The following is a 16,016-nucleotide window of genomic DNA, read 5'->3' on the forward strand; positions in this document are numbered from 1 at the left end:
GCCAGAATCCTGTCATCGCAGGTGGGAGCCCATGGATTCGCGCTGGCGTTCGCCGCCGGGTCACTCCGGGTGGCAGCCGAGCAGCTCGGCCGTCGTGCCCGCGGCCTTCGTCCGCAGCGTGACGACCCTGTCGATGCGCGTGCCGTCCCCGTCGAAGCGGAAGTCGGCGCGGCCGACCTCGTCGCCGTCCTCCGCCTGGGAGCGCACCGTGCAGTAGCCGGTGACACCGGCGTCCTTGCGGACCTCCAGGTGCACCTGCACCGAGTCATCGGCGAGCTCGAAGCCGATCAGCTCGCCACTGATCTTGTTCTGACCGACGTAGTGGTAGCCGAACCAGCCGATCACGGCGAGCAGGACGGCACCGAGCACCGCGCCGACGACCTTGAGCGTGCGGTCGGCCCGTTCGTCCGAGGAACGGCCGTAGCGGCCCTCGGGCCTTCGCGTCGTGGCCGTGCTCATGATCGTCCTCTCGGCAGGAGCCGGTCTTCCCGGGCCCCGGAATTATTCGGCTCCCGATTCGGTCACTATAGAAGCCTCCGATTGCGCCGATGCACACGGGCGCCGACTGACCCGAGGATTGAGTCTTGACTGACCAGCTGCGACTGATGGCCGTCCACGCCCACCCCGACGACGAGTCGAGCAAGGGCGCGGCCACCATGGCGAAGTACGTGTCCGAGGGGGTGGACGTGCTGGTGGTGACCTGCACGGGCGGGGAACGCGGCTCCATCCTCAACCCCAAGCTCCAGGGCGACCCGTACATCGAGGAGAACATCCACGAGGTGCGCAGGAAGGAGATGGACGAGGCCCGGGAGATCCTGGGCGTCAAGCAGGAGTGGCTCGGCTTCGTCGACTCCGGCCTGCCCGAGGGCGACCCGCTGCCGCCGCTGCCGGACGGTTGCTTCGCCCTGGAGGACGTCGACAAGGCGGCCGGTGAGCTGGTGCGGAAGATCCGCTCCTTCCGGCCGCAGGTGATCACCACCTACGACGAGAACGGCGGGTACCCGCACCCCGACCACATCATGACCCACAAGATCACGATGGTGGCCTTCGAGGGTGCGGCGGACACCGAGAAGTACCCGGAGGCCGAGTACGGCCCCGCGTACCAGCCGGTGAAGGTGTACTACAACCAGGGCTTCAACCGCCCCCGCACCGAGGCGCTGCACCACGCGCTGCTGGACCGCGGACTGGAATCGCCCTACGCGGACTGGCTCAAGCGCTGGTCGGAGTTCGAGCGCAAGGAGCGCACGCTCACCACGCACGTGCCCTGCGCGGACTTCTTCGAGATCCGTGACAAGGCGCTGATCGCCCACGCCACGCAGATCGACCCCGACGGGGGCTGGTTCCGGGTCCCGATGGAGATCCAGAAGGAGGTCTGGCCCACCGAGGAGTACGAGCTGGCGAAGTCCCTCGTCGATACTTCCCTCCCCGAGGACGACCTCTTCGCGGGCGTCCGGGACAATGCCTGACATGAGTGCAAGCGCAAGCCTGGCAATGACGCACCTCGTCACCCTCGCCGAACTCGACGAGGACAAGGTCACCCCCGGTGTCCTCGGCTTCATCGTCTTCGCGGTGATGGCCCTGGCGGTGTGGGCCCTGATGAAGTCCATGACCCGGCACATGGGCAAGGTCGACTTCAAGGAGTCCCCGGACCCGAAGGCCGAGGCCGCCGGCGGCGAGCCGGCGAAGCCCCGGCAGGGCTAGCGACGGCCGGGGGCGGCACCCCCGGCACCCCTGGCACCCCCGGTCACGAGCGGGCCGTCACCGCCACCCCCATGACCTCCCGGGCCTGGCGGTTCGGGACCATGCCCAGGCGCCAGGCCTGCCAGCCGGACTCCAGCTGGACGCCGCGTTCCAGGAGCAGCTGGTACGCGTCGACGTACTCGTCGAGCTTCGCGTCCCGCGCCGGGTGCCCGGCGCGGGACAGCTGGGCCAGCTCCTCCTGCGCCACCGCCGTGCCGACCTCCACCCCGCCCGGGGCCGCGTACGGCAGCAGCGTGCAGCGCAGGAAGCGGGCCCAGTCCTCGCCCCGTCGGTCGCCGTACGCGGCGAACAGGGCGGTGGCTTCGTCGCACAGCCCCAGTGCCTGCGGCGTACGGGCGTTGCCCGCGTCCACCACCGCCAGCTCCAGGCAGGTCCACGCCTCGCCGTGGCCGACGCCGATGCGCTGGAAGTCGGCGCGCGCGTCCACCAGGAGCTGCCGGGCGAAACCGGAATTGCGCAGCGAGCCGGTCTGCGCGGCGCGCTGGTCCCGGGTGACCCGCGCCGAGTGGTGCCGGGCGCAGGCCAGGCCGTACACGTCCCGCATCCGGGAGAACATGGTGCGCGAGCGTTCCAGCTCGCGCACCGACTGGTCGAGATCGCCCGTCTCCTCCAGCGCCTGGCCCACGTAGTAGACCGTCCACGCCTCGCCCCGGGCGTCCTCGTTGTCCCGGTGCCGGGCCGCCGCGCGCCGCAGCTCGTCGACCGCCTCGGAGGCCTCCCCGTCCACCAGCCGGGCCCGCGCCAGCTGGGTCAGCGCCCACGCCTCGCCGCGGGCGTCCTGGGTCCGGCCGTACAGCTCCAGGGCCGCACGCAGGTCCGACTCCGCGCGCGGTACGTCGCCCATGCGCAGGTGCAGCTGCCCGAGCTGGAAGTGGGCCCACGCCTGCCCGTGCAGCGACTCGCCCGCCCGGTGCAGCACCAGTGACTCGGTGAGCAGGTCCAGGGCCTCCGCCAGCCGGGCCCGGTCGCGCTGCACCGCCGCCAGCGCGTGCAGCGTCCACGCCCGGTCCGTGTCCAGCTCGGGCGAGGCCTGGAGGTCGAGCGCCTCCCGCAGCTTCGCCGCCGCGTCGGTCAGGTTGCCCTGGTGGTGCAGCGTGATGCCCAGCGAGCACAGGGCACGGGCCGCGCCCGCGTCGTGATGCGCCTCCCGGTACAGGTCGACCACGGAGGCCAGCGTGGTGCGCGCCTTGTCCAGCTCGCCGAGCTGCCGGGCCGCGATGCCGGTGCGCCACTGCACCGAGCGCACCAGCAGCCCCTGGTCCACGGACTGCGCCAGCTCGCTGATCTCACCCAGCCGGTAGAGGTCGCCGCGCAGCAGGCAGTAGTCGCACAGCGCGCCCAGCAGGTTCAGCACCGCCCCCTGGTCGACGCCCTCCGCGTGTCTGAGCGCCGCCGTGATGAAGCTCGACTCGTCGTCCAGCCAGCGCAGCGCCTCGTCCAGGGACGTGAAGCCGTACTGCCCGAACTGGTTGGAGCGGGTCGACATGTTGCCGTCGACCAGGCGCAGCACCGAGTCGGCCAGCTCGCCGTAGTTGGCGATCAGCCGCTCCTGCGCCGCCGTCCGCTCGCCGGGCTCCTCCTCGTCGGCGAGCCGGGCGCGGGCGAAGGCACGGACGACGTCGTGCAGTCGGTAGCGGCTGCCCCGGACGTGGTCGAGCAGGCCCGCCCGGGACAGCGCCGTCAGCTGCTTGGTCGCCTCGGTCTCGTCCGTGGCCAGCAGCGCGGCGGCGGCCGCGGCCCCCATCGAGGTGCGGCCCGCGAGCGCCAGCCGGCGCAGCAGCCGCCGGGCCTGCTCCGGCTGGTCGGTGTAGCGCAGCCACAGGGCGCGCTCGACCGGCTCCACCGGGCCGTACGCGCCCAGGTCGGCCGCCAGGGCGCGCGGCGAGCGCGGGCCGAGCGACGAACCGGCGACCCGCAGCGCCAGCGGCAGCCCGCCGCACAGCTCCCGGATCCGGTCGCCGGCGTCGGCGTCGTACGGCCCCGAGGCGTCCTCGGCGGCGGCGCCCAGCAGTGCCTCGGCGCCCGCCGCGTCCAGCGCCTCGACCGGCAGCGCGTACACGTGCGCGGGCAGGTCGGGCGGCAGTGCCAGCGGCTCCCGCGCGGTGACCAGCACCAGGCTGTCGGACCGCTCCGGCACCAGGGTGCGCACCTGCTCGGGGTCCGCGGCATCGTCCAGGACCACGGTGACCGGTACGCCCGTCAGATGCTGGTGGTACAGCTCGCTCAGCCGCTTGACCTGCTGGTCCGCGGAGGAGCGCTCGCGGAAGAGCAGCTGTTCGCGCGGCGCCCCGAGCCGGTTGAGCAGATGCAGCAGGGCGTCCCGGGTGGTGAGCGGCGCCTCGCCCCCCGACGCGGTGCCGTCGCCGCGCAGGTCGACCAGGCAGGCCCCGCGGAAGTAGTCGCGCAGGTCGTGGACGGCGCGCACCGCGAGCGTCGTACGGCCGCTGCCGGGCGCCCCGTGCAGAACCACCACCGTCGGCTTCGTCTCGGTGCTCGCGCGGGCCGCCTGCACCCACTGCCGCAGCTGGGCCATCTCCCGCCGACGGCCGGCGAACGCCTCGTCCGGCTCGGGAAGGTGACCGAACGACTGCTCCAGCACGCTGCGGCCCCGGGCCGCCGCGCTCTTGTCCGCGCCCCGCAGTTTCGGGCCGGTCTTGGCCGGAGCGGTGGACGCGGCGAGCATCCGCTGCTGGTCCAGGAAGGGCCGGATGCCGCGCACCTCCAGGGCGGTGAGCCACTGCAGCCGCAACTGCTCGGGCCCGCCGGGCTGGCTGACGGCCCCGGCACGGTGGTGGGCGGCCGGCAGGTGGGATCCGGCCACCTTCAGCACGGTCGCCGCGGCGCCGACGACGCCGACGGTCAGGCCCGCGCCCACCGCGGTGCCGGTGCCGGTGCCGAGCGCCACGTCGGCCACCACCGCGGCGACCGCCGCGACGGCGGCGACCAGCAGGGGAGTGCCGGCGCCCTCACGGGCGTACCGCTGCCGGAACGTGAGCTGCCCGGCCGCCGCCTCGTCGAGGGCCCGGGTGTAGGCGTCGTACTCCTCGGCGGACGTGCCCGCCATCGCGTCCAGTGCCGCGCGGGCCCGGGAGAGCAGTACGTTCCCGTCCGTGCGTCCGCCCGAGCGCCGTACCTCCTCCTCCACGGCCCGCCTCAGCAGCGCCTCGGCCTCTGCACGATGACTGTCCCGCATGTCGCGCCCCCTCCGGCGGCATCCGCGTCCTCCCGGGTGCCCCGGTGACCCAGGAGCCCCAGGGACCCTCCCGGCCCCATCCCCGGGTCCTTCCCCGGTTGTGCGTGGGTCAAGTGTGCTGCGCCGGGGAGAGCCTGGGGAGGGGGCGGTTCGGGTGCTTCGGCAGGGAGGACCGCCGCCCGGTGGCGGGCGGCGGCCCCTGGGTGGGTCAGCTGCCGGTGACGTTGTAGAGGAAGAGCCGCTCGCCGTATTCGTGGTGGAGCCAGATGCGGCGGTTGTCCTCCGCCGTGCGCAGGCGGAGGTTGTCGAAGTGGAAGTCCTGTCCGGTGTTCGAGCGGATGCTGACCTGCGCGCGTTCCAGGCACCAGTACTGGACGCTGCCCGAGCCGGCGAAGCGGATGTAGGCGGGCGCCAGGTCCAGGTCCTCGGTGTCGAGCTGGGGCTTGCGGGGATCGTTGTACTCGGCGTTGCGGACGGTGACGTCGGTGAAGCCCACCTCGCCACCGTCGTTCGCGGAGCTGCCCTCCTCGCCGAGAATGAAGCAGGTCTTGGCGCCGACGGCGAAGTCTTCGCCGCTGCCGGAGTCGAGGCAGAACTCGCGGCCGGCGATGCCGAGGTAGATCCAGCTGCTGGTTTCCGCCCCGCCCACGTCGGCGGTCTCGATGCGGGCGCGAATCTGGGTGATGTCACTCATGTGGACTGCTCTTCCTGTGCGGGGACGGGGTGCCGCCCCGGTCGTTGAGGACGGGGTGTGTCCTCGCGGACGCCCGGTTGTGGAGGGCGTTCCGTACGGACGGTATCGCCGCAATCGCTGGGAGCAACCAAATGGATGCGGGGCGTGATGATGTGCGGTGCCGGTGAGGTCGTACGACCGTCGTGCGCGTCCCGAGCCGTACGCGGGCGCGCGAGAGGCGTTCTCGCAGCGGGTCCCTGAACGCGCTGCGGTGCGCTTCCTCGTTCGGGTGAAGCGACCCCCGTGCACCGCATCGCACCTCGCCCGGGAGGGCAGCCGGGACAGAGGTGAACCCCGCTACGACGCGGGTGGTCCTGGTCCCGGACCGGGGTCTGGCCAGAACCGCACAAGGAGCAGCGATGGCGAACGATCGGACGGTCAACGCGTTTCTGAGTCTCCGGCTCCCCCCACCCCTGGTCGACGCCCTCGTCGCCCTTCAGGAAACGCAGCGGGACCGCGTCGATCCGCAGGACCGGGACCGGATGCACGTCACGCTGGGCTTCCTGCACGACGCCGACGCCGGACGGCTGGCCGATGCGGCCGCGCTGTTGAGCGACGGCGACTGGGCCGCCCCGCACGTTCGGCTGACCGGCGAGGTGCGTCACGGAAGCTGGCGGCTGCAGAAGGACCCCGCGTACCGCTACGACGCCCGCACCGTCCAGCGTCAGGAACAGGTGCGGCTGGGGATCGAGCACACGCCGGAGCTGGCCACGCTCTACACCGGCACCGTACGGCGCCTGGGCATCGAGGAGGGCGACTTCTGGCCGCATCTCACCCTCGGGCTCGCGAAGTACGACTTCCCGGCGGAGGAGGCCGAGGCCATGGACCTGCCCTCCGTGACGGGAGCGGCCCCCAGCGTCGAACTCCAGCAGGAGTTGTCCGTCACCGAGTTCAGGGTCCTCGTCGACAAGCCCTTGGTGTGAACGGCTGAGCGTACGCCCGCGCCGGCGGCGGCATGAACCGGCTCACGTGGTCGGAGCATGGGTGGTGGACTCGATCAGATGGTCCACGACGTCGGTGATCCTGTGTCGCTCCCGGTAGGCGCGCCGCTGCCGGTCGGCGCCGTTTCCACCCCTGGCCAGGCGGGTGCGCGCGTCTCTCAGGAGCATCGACTCCGCTCCGTCCAAGGTGGGCAGGATCGTTTCCCAGAGCCGGTCGAGATGGGATGCGGTGGTTTCCAGGCGGTTCGTGCGCAGGTCGAGACTGTGGCCGGCCAGGCCGTCACGGGCCGCACGCCAGCATGCCGCCCGCAGCACCTCCGGCTCGGGACGTTGTGCCCGCTGGTCACGGACCGGCCCGGACAGCCAGTGGACGGCCAGTCCCCTGACGGCCGCGGCGAGCAGAAGGGTGTCGTGGACGGTGTGGCAGGCGTCCGCGACACGGACCTCGAGGGTGGGTACGTGGTGGGAGGGACGGATGTCCCAGTACAGGCCACCGCGGTCCATCACCGATCCGGTGGCCGTCAGAGTGCCGACGAGGTCCTCGAAGTGGCTGGGCGACTCGAGGTACGGGGGTGGCCCGGCCACCGGCCAGCGCCACCGGGTCAGGGTGCGCCAGCTGGCGTATCCGGTGTCCTGGGCCTCCCAGTAGGGCGAGTTGGCGGTCAGTGCGATGAGCGCGGGCAGCCAGCAGCGCAGTTGGTTGCTCAGGTGCAGTGCGGTCGCCAGGTCGGGCACTCCGATGTGCACGTGGCAGGCACAGGCGGTCTGCTCGTGGTCCAGGGCGCGGAACGTGGCGGAGCTCCGGGCGTAGCGAGGGCCCGGGGTCAGCGGCGGAGGGGTGTGCTGGCCCAGGACGGGGGTGCCGCTGGAGACGGCGCGCAGGCCGAGCATTCTCGCCGCCTCCGCCACCGCGCGGCGCGCGGCGAACAACTGATCGCCGAGATCGGTCAGGCTGGTGTGCGGGTCGGTACGGATCTCGACCTGGTAGCGCGTGAGTTCGGTGGTGACCCGGTCGCCCAGTTCGGCGCCCGTCAGTGCGACGACCTTGTCGGCCTTCGCGCTCAGGTGCCGGGTGACCGGGTCGACCAGCAGATACTCCTCCTCGACCCCGACGGTCAGCGGTAGCGGTCCGTGCGCGGCCCGGCGGCGGGCGGTACCGGCGGTCGCCTGAGCGGTGCCCTGTGGCCACTTGTCGCTCTTCATGGTGACCAGCCTGACACTTAAAGTGAGCTGAGACTCCGTTGATCGCCCATCGACCCGTCTGGGGGCATGTGTGCGGGAGGAAACCCAGGTACTCATCGTCGGCGGCGGCCCCGCGGGATCGACCGCCGCCTCCTTCCTGGCCCGGCAAGGCATCGCGGTCACCCTGCTCGAGAAGGACCGATTCCCCCGCTACCACGTCGGCGAGTCCCTGCTGCCCTCCCTGCTGCCGCTGTTGGACGCCATGGGGGCGCGCGAGGCCGTCGAACGGCACGGCTTCGTCCGCAAGACGGGGGCCTTCTACGGCTGGGGCGGCCAGCAGTGGTCGCTGGGCTTCGACGAGCCCGGCCGGCCGGCCCCCTACAGCTTCCAGGTCATCCGTTCGCAGTTCGACGAGGTTCTGCTGCGTCACGCGCAGCGGCAGGGAGCCGATGTCCGCGACGCCACCTCCGTACGGCGCATCCACCTCGCGGACGGCACGGCGCGGGCGGCCTCCTGGACCACCGACGACGGACGCCGCGGCGAGATCGCCTTCCAGCACCTCATCGACGCCTCCGGCCGCGCCGGGCTACTGGCCACCCGCCACCTCGGCAGCCGCCGGTTCCACGACGTCTTCCGCAACGTCGCCGCGTGGGGCTACTGGCGAGACGCCCCGCCTCTGCCCCAGGCACCCCAGGGGGCGATCGGCGTCTTCTCCCTGCCGGACCACGGCTGGTTGTGGGCCATCCCGCTGCACGACGGCACCCTCAGCGTCGGCTTGGTCACCGACAAGCACTCCTTCAAGCAGGCACGACGGCACACCGGCTCGACCGAAGCGGCCTACCACCAGGCCCTCGCCCAGTGCCCCCTGCTCGCCGGTGTCCTGCGCGGGGCACGCCTGGTCTCGGACCTGAAGGTCGAGAGCGACTACTCCTATGTGGCCCAGCGCTTCAGCGGCCCTGGCTACTTCCTCGCCGGTGATGCCGCCTGCTTCCTGGACCCACTGCTGTCGACCGGGGTCCACCTGGCCATGTACAGCGCCACCCTCAGTGCCGCCTGCACCGCCGGACTGCTGCGCGCAGAGGTCGAGACCGATGCCGCCCACACCTTCTACGACACCGCCTACCGGCACGCCTACGAACGCCTCCTCATCCTGGTCAGCGCCTTCTACCGCATCCACGACGGCCGCGACTCGTACTTCCGCCGGGCACAGACCCTCAGCCACCGCGACCAGAACCGACTGCGGCTGCACGAGTCCTTCCTGAACATCATCACCGGCCTCGACGATCTGCATGACGCACAGCAGGACGCCGCCGCCCTGCTGCAGCGGCGACTCGCCCAGCCGCGCACCGGACGGCAGCACGGACTGGGAGGCCACGGCACCAGCGACATGCTGCCCCTGCCCACCACTGCCGACCATGCCGCGGGAGGCCTCTACCTGGCCCTCGACCCCCACCCCCGACTCCTGTCCGCGCGCTGACCGGGCCATGTGGGGACCGGCGTTGTCCGCTCAAGGTGTGGCGACCCATCCCGCCCGCTCGTGGACGCCACCCCTGATCATGCGACGACGCCGGGTATGAATCGCCTGGCTGATTCCGCCTTCCCCTCGCCGTCGAGGGCCGCGGAGGCCGTGACCGGGGTCACATGTCCCCGATGTCGACCGTGACGGAGAAGGGTGCGGTGGCCTTCACCGAGCCGGTGAACATCTCGCCGTCCCGGTAAGCCTTGGTGGCGGGGTCGAGGACGTAGGTGTAGGTGATGGGGACACCGGTGGCGGCCTGCTCGACCCGCCAGTAGAAGGGGATGCCGGCCTTGGCGTACTGGTCGACCTTCACGATCCGGTCGGTGGTCTCCGAGCCGGGCGACACCACCTCGACGACCAGGAGTACGTGCTCGGGGCGGGTGGGAGTGAGGTCGATGGTCTCCGCCCGGTAGACGATGACGTCAGGACGGCGGTTGGTGAGTGGAACGTCTTGCAGGCGGACGTCGAAGCCCGTGTCCGCGTTCCAGTCCGGGCCCGCGGCGGCGTCCAGGGCGTTGGCCAGGATGCGGGCCAGCCGGTTGTGGCGCTTGGAGGCGCTCGGGCTCACGACGACCATCCCGTCCACGACCTCGATGCCGGCGCACTGCTCCTCGGACCAGGAGTCGTACTCTTCCGCGCTGATCTGCAAATGCATCCACGCGGGCGCCACCATTTCGGCGGTCATGGCGTACCTCCTTCGAGAGGTCTCGGCAGGTCCGGCGCTGCTGCGCCAAGCCTACTGTTTCGAGGTGCCGGGCTGCCCGGCACGCAACGGAGGGAGCCCTTCGCCACGTGATGGCTCACCAGCGCGATCGGCCGAGCGAGGCGGGCCCGTGCGGGTTCGCCGGTCGTGGCCTGCGCTGTGAGAGGCTGGTCCGTATGAACCGGCTGGCTGGTGTGACCTCGCCTTATCTGCTTCAGCACGCTGACAATCCGGTCGACTGGTGGCCCTGGGAGCCGGAGGCTTTCGAGGAAGCCCGGCGGCGCGACGTCCCCGTGCTGCTGAGCGTCGGCTACTCCGCCTGCCACTGGTGCCACGTGATGGCGCACGAGTCCTTCGAGGACGAGGCCACCGCCGCGTACCTCAACTCGCACTTCGTGAGCGTCAAGGTCGACCGCGAGGAGCGGCCCGACGTGGACGCCGTCTACATGGAGGCCGTACAGGCGGCGACCGGGCAGGGCGGCTGGCCCATGACCGTGTTCCTCACGCCGGACGCCGAGCCCTTCTACTTCGGTACGTACTTCCCGCCCGAGCCCCGGCACGGCATGCCGTCCTTCCGGCAGGTGCTCCAGGGAGTCCAGCAGGCCTGGGCGGAGCGGCGGGACGAGGTCACCGAGGTCGCCGGGAAGATCGTGCGGGACCTCGCGGGGCGGGACATCTCCTACGGCGACGCGCAGGCGCCCGGCGAGGAGCAGCTCGGGCAGGCGCTGCTCGGGCTGACCCGGGAGTACGACGAGCAGCGCGGCGGCTTCGGCGGGGCGCCGAAGTTCCCGCCGTCCATGGCCGTCGAGTTCCTGCTGCGCCACCACGCCCGTACCGGCGCCGAGGGCGCGCTCCAGATGGCGCGGGACACCTGCGAGCGGATGGCCCGCGGCGGCATCTACGACCAGCTGGGCGGCGGTTTCGCCCGCTACTCCGTGGACCGCGAGTGGGTGGTGCCGCACTTCGAGAAGATGCTCTACGACAACGCGCTGCTGTGCCGCGTGTACGCCCACCTCTGGCGCGCCACCGGTTCCGACCTCGCCCGCCGGGTCGCCCTGGAGACCGCGGACTTCATGGTGCGGGAACTGCGCACCGCGGAGGGCGGGTTCGCCTCGGCGCTGGACGCCGACAGCGACGACGGAACGGGCCGGCACGTCGAGGGCGCGTACTACGTGTGGACGCCCGCGCAGCTCACCGAGGTGCTCGGTGCCGAGGACGCCGGACTCGCCGCCCAGTACTTCGGCGTGACCGAGGAGGGCACCTTCGAGCACGGTGCGTCCGTGCTGCAACTGCCGCAGCAGGAGAGCGTGTTCGACGCCGCGCGGATCGCCTCGGTGCGGGAGCGGCTGCTGGCCGCGCGGGACGGCCGGGCCGCCCCCGGCCGGGACGACAAGGTGGTCGCCGCCTGGAACGGCCTCGCGATCGCCGCGCTCGCCGAGACCGGCGCCTACTTCGAGCGCCCCGACCTGGTGGAGGCCGCCGTGGCCGCCGCCGACCTGCTGGTCCGGCTGCACCTCGACGAGCAGGTCAGGCTCGCGCGCACCAGCAAGGACGGCCGGGCCGGTGCCAACGCCGGGGTGCTGGAGGACTACGCCGACGTGGCAGAGGGCTTCCTCGCGCTGGCCTCGGTCACCGGGGAGGGCGTCTGGCTGGACTTCGCCGGGTTCCTGCTCGACCACGTCCTCACCCGCTTCACGGACGCCTCCGGCTCGCTGTACGACACGGCGTCCGACGCGGAGCACCTGATCCGCCGCCCGCAGGACCCCACCGACAACGCGACGCCGTCGGGCTGGAGCGCCGCGGCGAACGCCCTGCTCTCCTATGCCGCCCACACCGGTTCCGAGCCGCACCGCACCGCCGCCGAGCACGCCCTCGGCGTGGTGAAGGCGCTCGGCCCGCGGGTCCCGCGCTTCGTCGGCTGGGGGCTGGCCGCCGCCGAGGCCCTGCTGGACGGGCCGCGCGAGGTCGCCGTCGTCGGACCGGACGCCGCCGACGCCGCCGCGCGCGGACTGCACCGGACGGCGCTGCTGGGGACGGCGCCGGGCGCGGTCGTCGCCTTCGGCGCGGAGGGGAGCGACGAGTTCCCGCTGCTCGCCGACCGGCCACTGGTGGGCGGCGCGGCGGCCGCGTACGTCTGCCGGAACTTCACCTGTGACGCGCCGACGACCGATCCGGAGCGGCTGCGGGCCGCGCTGAACGGCTGAGGGGGCCGGGCGCCGGGCTCCTATGAGCCGTCCAGTGGCCGGGCGCCGGGCTCCTGGGCACTGTCCCGTCCGGACTCCGTGAGGGCCCGTGCCACGATCGCCTCCAGCTGGTCGTGGTGGGCGCCCTTCCAGTACGCGCGGCCGCAGTCGCCGCACCGGGCGAACACGTCGTACGACCGCTGCGTGCCGCCCTTGAGCTGGTCGGCCACCTCGTCCTTGGTGGCGGGCGCCAGGGGGCCGTTGCACGCGGTGCACCGGGTCCACGGGCGCAGCTCGGGCCGGAACCGGGTCAGGACCTCCCGGAGCTGTTCCTCGGGGCGGGTGCTGTAGACGTAGGCGCCGGCCCACAGCTCGCGGCGGCGCAGCAGGCCCCGGTCGCGGCTGAGCATGACCCGCCGCTCGGCCGCCGAGAGGGAGGCGAGGGCCGGGTCGCCGGGGTCCGCCGACTGGTACGCCGTGTCCACGCCGAGCAGCCGCAGCCGGCGGGCCAGCGTGCCGAGGTGGACGTCGAGCAGGAAGCGCAGGGGAGCGCCCGGTACCTCCTGGGGGTGCGCGACGGCCCGGACGCGCACCGACTCGCCGCCCGCCGGGACGTGTCCGGGCGGGACCTCGCGGCCGTCGACGAGGAGGGCGCCGACCTCGGTCAGCGGGACGCCGAGGGACTCGACGACGTGCCCGAGGGTGGAGACCCCGTCCGCGGTGGCGCGGGTGACCCCGGTGGGGCGGGCGCGCGGTACGAACAGGTGCAGTTCGGGAGGGAACTCGACGTGGATCTCGGGACCGTTCACCCGGTGACCTTCCTCGTGCCGCCGGCCGCCTAGTAGGCGACCAGCGAGATCCCCACGTAGTGGGCGATGAACGCGGCCAGGGTGAAGGAGTGGAAGACCTCGTGGAAGCCGAACCAGCGGGGGGACGGGTTGGGGCGCTTGAGGCCGTAGATCACGCCGCCGGCGCTGTAGAGCAGGCCGCCCGCGATCACCAGGACGAGGACGGCGATGCCGCCGGCCCGCATGAACTCCGGCAGGTAGAAGACGGCCGCCCAGCCCATGGCGAGGTAGCAGGGGGTGTAGAGCCAGCGCGGGGCGCCGACCCAGAAGACGCGGAAGACGATGCCCGCGGCCGCGGCGGCCCAGATACCCCAGAGCAGCCACTCGCCCTTGGCGCCGGGCAGCAGCAGCATCGTGAGCGGGGTGTAGGTGCCCGCGATGATCAGGAAGATGTTGGCGTGGTCCAGGCGGCGCAGCACGCCGTCCATGCGCGGGCTCCAGTTGCCCCGGTGGTAGAGCGCGCTGACGCCGAAGAGCAGACAGGCTGTCAGGACGTAGATCCCGCAGGCGACGCGGGCCTGGGTCGACTCGGCGAGGGCCGTGAGCACGAGGCCCGCGACCAGCACGGCCGGGAACATGGCCAGGTGCAGCCAGCCGCGCAGCTTCGGCTTGACCGGATGCGGCAGGGAGATCGCCACAGGGCCACGGCCGTCGGCCGGCGTGTCCCTGGGCTCGTCGGGGACGGACGCAGTCATGAGCGCATCGTACCTACGGTTCCGTAAGTTACGCATCAGTACGGGCGTATGACGAACGGCGAGTGGCCATCGTCTCACGGGCCCTTCTGCCCCGCACCCCCGCCGCGTGCACGTGGCGATCCTCACTCCGCTCAAGTGTGACGCCCTCTGGACAGATGGGCGCTCGCGTCGGATGATCAAATGAGTGCGGTCGACACCGGATGAGCGCCCACGAGGTCAACGTCACGCGTCCGGGTCGCAGCCCCCAAGGGGCCTCCAACCAAAAACCCCTCATCTAGGAGCAATCGTGGCGCGCGACATCGCTGCTCCCCCCGTCCCCACCCATCACCAGGAGCTGATCTCGTGGGTGAACGAGATCGCCGAACTGACCCAGCCGGACGACGTGGTCTGGTGTGACGGATCCGAGGCCGAGTACGAGCGCCTGTGCGAGGAGCTCGTGGCGAAGGGCACCTTCCGCAAACTCGACCCCATCAAGCGGCCCAACTCCTACTACGCCGCCTCCGACCCCACCGACGTCGCGCGCGTCGAGGACCGGACCTTCATCTGCTCCGCCAAGGAGGAGGACGCCGGCCCGACCAACCACTGGAAGGACCCCGCCGAGATGCGGGAGATCTTCGCCGGTGACAAGGGCGAGGGCGGCCTGTTCCGCGGCTCGATGCGCGGCCGCACCATGTACGTCGTGCCCTTCTGCATGGGCCCCCTCGGCTCCCCGCTCTCCGCGCTCGGCGTGGAGATCACCGACTCCGCGTACGTCGCCGCCTCCATGCGCACCATGACCCGCATGGGACAGCCGGTCCTGGACGAACTGGGCGCGGAGGGCTTCTTCGTCAAGGCCGTGCACACCCTGGGCGCCCCCCTGGCCGAGGGCGAGAAGGACGTGCCCTGGCCCTGCAACAGCACCAAGTACATCTCGCACTTCCCCGAGGACCGCGAGATCTGGTCCTACGGATCCGGCTACGGCGGCAACGCCCTGCTCGGCAAGAAGTGCTACGCCCTGCGCATCGCCTCCGTCATGGCCCGCGACGAGGGCTGGCTCGCCGAGCACATGCTGGTGCTGAAGCTGACCCCGCCCACCGGCGCGCCCAAGTACGTCGCCGCCGCCTTCCCGTCGGCCTGCGGCAAGACCAACCTCGCCATGCTGGAGCCCACGATCTCCGGCTGGACGGTCGAGACCATCGGCGACGACATCGCCTGGATGCGCTTCGGCGAGGACGGCCGCCTGTACGCCATCAACCCCGAGGCCGGCTTCTTCGGCGTCGCGCCCGGCACCGGTGAGCACACCAACGCCAACGCGATGAAGACCCTGTGGGGCAACTCCGTCTTCACCAACGTCGCCCTCACCGACGACGGCGACGTGTGGTGGGAGGGCATGACGGAGGAGACGCCCGCCCACCTCACGGACTGGAAGGGCAATGACTGGACGCCCGAGTCCGGCACCCCCGCCGCCCACCCCAACGCCCGCTTCACCACGCCCGCCGCGCAGTGCCCGATCATCGCGCCGGAGTGGGAGGACCCCAAGGGCGTGCCGATCTCGGCCATCCTCTTCGGCGGGCGCCGCGCCACCGCCGTACCGCTGGTCACCGAGTCCTTCGACTGGAACCACGGCGTCTTCCTCGGCGCCAACGTGGCCTCCGAGAAGACCGCCGCCGCCGAGGGCAAGGTCGGCGAGCTGCGCCGCGACCCCTTCGCCATGCTGCCGTTCTGCGGCTACAACATGGGCGACTACATGGGGCACTGGATCGACGTGGCCAAGGACAAGGACCAGGCCAAGCTGCCGAAGATCTACTACGTCAACTGGTTCCGCAAGGACGACGAGGGCCGGTTCGTCTGGCCCGGCTTCGGTGAGAACGGCCGCGTCCTGAAGTGGATCGTGGAGCGTCTGGAGGGCCGCGCGGAGGGCGTCGAGACGCCGATCGGCGTGCTGCCGGCCAAGGGCTCCCTCGACACCGAGGGCCTCGACCTCCCCGACGCCGACCTGGAGTTCCTGCTCAGCGTCGACAAGGAGGTCTGGCGCGAGGAGGCGGCGCTCGTGCCCGACCACCTCAACACCTTCGGCGACCACACGCCCACCGAGCTGTGGGACCAGTACCGGGCCCTGGTGCAGCGCCTGGGCTGAGCTTCCGCCTCCCTGCTTCGCGGCCGGTTCGACTAGCCCTGACCAGTGAAGTCGTCACGAAAGCCGGCCGCGATGGGGTCCCGCCCGCTCCTGTAGCTCGATGTCCCGGAGCCGGGCGGACACCCCGCACGGGCCGGGTCCC

General features: G+C 72.0%; 13 protein-coding genes. 6 read left to right on the forward strand and 7 right to left on the reverse strand.

All coding sequences use genetic code 11. The features are described from left to right. Positions 1-60 precede the first annotated feature (60 nt). Complete coding sequence (locus tag ACFW01_RS08480) at positions 61-459, reverse strand: DUF4307 domain-containing protein (protein ID WP_234955077.1); 399 nt, start codon at positions 457-459, stop codon at positions 61-63. A gap of 125 nt (positions 460-584) precedes the next feature. Between ACFW01_RS08480 and mca the strand changes: the two genes are divergently transcribed. Together mca and ACFW01_RS08490 are read left to right on the forward strand one after the other, a co-directional pair. Next, complete coding sequence (gene mca / locus ACFW01_RS08485) at positions 585-1,466, forward strand: mycothiol conjugate amidase Mca (RefSeq protein WP_384502666.1); 882 nt, start codon at positions 585-587, stop codon at positions 1,464-1,466. Further along, positions 1,459-1,701: a hypothetical protein gene (locus ACFW01_RS08490; protein ID WP_234955075.1), complete on the forward strand. Its 243-nt coding sequence runs from the start codon at positions 1,459-1,461 to the stop codon at positions 1,699-1,701. Before mca ends, ACFW01_RS08490 begins: the two co-directional genes overlap by 8 nt. Positions 1,702-1,744: 43 nt before the next feature. Here the strand turns inward: ACFW01_RS08490 and ACFW01_RS08495 are convergent, their stop codons facing one another. Continuing rightward, a complete protein-coding gene (locus ACFW01_RS08495) occupies positions 1,745-4,954 on the reverse strand; it encodes a tetratricopeptide repeat protein (RefSeq protein ID WP_384502667.1) in 3,210 nt (1,069 codons plus the stop codon). A 208-nt stretch (positions 4,955-5,162) separates the two neighbouring features. Further along, positions 5,163-5,648, reverse strand: a complete 486-nt coding sequence (locus ACFW01_RS08500) for a hypothetical protein (RefSeq protein ID WP_384502668.1) — start codon at positions 5,646-5,648, stop codon at positions 5,163-5,165. A 398-nt stretch (positions 5,649-6,046) separates the two neighbouring features. On the opposite strand from ACFW01_RS08500, the gene ACFW01_RS08505 reads away from it, so the two are divergent. Further along, positions 6,047-6,610 carry a 2'-5' RNA ligase family protein gene (locus ACFW01_RS08505; RefSeq protein WP_384502669.1) on the forward strand — a complete coding sequence of 188 codons (564 nt, stop codon included), beginning with the start codon at positions 6,047-6,049 and terminating at the stop codon, positions 6,608-6,610. A gap of 42 nt (positions 6,611-6,652) precedes the next feature. On the opposite strand, the gene ACFW01_RS08510 is transcribed toward ACFW01_RS08505, so the two are convergent. Beyond that, on the reverse strand, positions 6,653-7,831 hold the full coding sequence (locus ACFW01_RS08510) for a glutamate--cysteine ligase (protein WP_384502670.1): 1,179 nt from the start codon (positions 7,829-7,831) through the stop codon (positions 6,653-6,655). Between the two features lie 70 nt (positions 7,832-7,901). On the opposite strand from ACFW01_RS08510, the gene ACFW01_RS08515 reads away from it, so the two are divergent. Next, positions 7,902-9,287, forward strand: coding sequence for an NAD(P)/FAD-dependent oxidoreductase (locus tag ACFW01_RS08515; RefSeq protein ID WP_384502671.1), 1,386 nt, complete (start codon positions 7,902-7,904; stop codon positions 9,285-9,287). A gap of 160 nt (positions 9,288-9,447) precedes the next feature. Here ACFW01_RS08515 and ACFW01_RS08520 read toward each other — a convergent pair whose 3' ends face one another. After that, positions 9,448-10,014 (reverse strand): Uma2 family endonuclease, encoded by a 567-nt coding sequence (locus tag ACFW01_RS08520; RefSeq protein ID WP_384502672.1) that lies wholly within the window; start codon positions 10,012-10,014, stop codon positions 9,448-9,450. Positions 10,015-10,208: 194 nt separating this feature from the next. Between ACFW01_RS08520 and ACFW01_RS08525 the strand changes: the two genes are divergently transcribed. After that, complete coding sequence (locus ACFW01_RS08525; protein WP_384502673.1) at positions 10,209-12,236, forward strand: thioredoxin domain-containing protein; 2,028 nt, start codon at positions 10,209-10,211, stop codon at positions 12,234-12,236. Between the two features lie 20 nt (positions 12,237-12,256). Here the strand turns inward: ACFW01_RS08525 and ACFW01_RS08530 are convergent, their stop codons facing one another. Both ACFW01_RS08530 and ACFW01_RS08535 read right to left on the reverse strand, forming a co-directional pair. Continuing rightward, positions 12,257-13,024, reverse strand: a complete 768-nt coding sequence (locus tag ACFW01_RS08530) for a Mut7-C RNAse domain-containing protein (protein WP_384502674.1) — start codon at positions 13,022-13,024, stop codon at positions 12,257-12,259. A 29-nt stretch (positions 13,025-13,053) separates the two neighbouring features. Continuing rightward, positions 13,054-13,758, reverse strand: a complete 705-nt coding sequence (locus tag ACFW01_RS08535; protein ID WP_234955062.1) for a hemolysin III family protein — start codon at positions 13,756-13,758, stop codon at positions 13,054-13,056. A gap of 286 nt (positions 13,759-14,044) precedes the next feature. On the opposite strand from ACFW01_RS08535, the gene ACFW01_RS08540 reads away from it, so the two are divergent. Further along, complete coding sequence (locus ACFW01_RS08540; protein WP_384502675.1) at positions 14,045-15,874, forward strand: phosphoenolpyruvate carboxykinase (GTP); 1,830 nt, start codon at positions 14,045-14,047, stop codon at positions 15,872-15,874. Positions 15,875-16,016 lie beyond the last annotated feature (142 nt).

This window comes from Streptomyces sp. NPDC058985, from assembly GCF_042740985.1.
In the GTDB taxonomy this organism is placed as follows: Bacteria; Actinomycetota; Actinomycetes; order Streptomycetales; family Streptomycetaceae; genus Streptomyces.

What these genes read in the sequence shown, in the direction of transcription:
- ACFW01_RS08480 (WP_234955077.1), bottom strand. Translation starts at nt 459, where the DNA reads ATGAGCACGGCCACGACGCGAAGGCCCGAGGGCCGCTACGGCCGTTCC.
- ACFW01_RS08490 (WP_234955075.1), top strand. Translation starts at nt 1,459, where the DNA reads ATGCCTGACATGAGTGCAAGCGCAAGCCTGGCAATGACGCACCTCGTC.
- ACFW01_RS08495 (WP_384502667.1), bottom strand. Translation starts at nt 4,954, where the DNA reads ATGCGGGACAGTCATCGTGCAGAGGCCGAGGCGCTGCTGAGGCGGGCC.
- ACFW01_RS08500 (WP_384502668.1), bottom strand. Translation starts at nt 5,648, where the DNA reads ATGAGTGACATCACCCAGATTCGCGCCCGCATCGAGACCGCCGACGTG.
- ACFW01_RS08505 (WP_384502669.1), top strand. Translation starts at nt 6,047, where the DNA reads ATGGCGAACGATCGGACGGTCAACGCGTTTCTGAGTCTCCGGCTCCCC.
- ACFW01_RS08510 (WP_384502670.1), bottom strand. Translation starts at nt 7,831, where the DNA reads ATGAAGAGCGACAAGTGGCCACAGGGCACCGCTCAGGCGACCGCCGGT.
- ACFW01_RS08520 (WP_384502672.1), bottom strand. Translation starts at nt 10,014, where the DNA reads ATGACCGCCGAAATGGTGGCGCCCGCGTGGATGCATTTGCAGATCAGC.
- ACFW01_RS08525 (WP_384502673.1), top strand. Translation starts at nt 10,209, where the DNA reads ATGAACCGGCTGGCTGGTGTGACCTCGCCTTATCTGCTTCAGCACGCT.
- ACFW01_RS08535 (WP_234955062.1), bottom strand. Translation starts at nt 13,758, where the DNA reads ATGACTGCGTCCGTCCCCGACGAGCCCAGGGACACGCCGGCCGACGGC.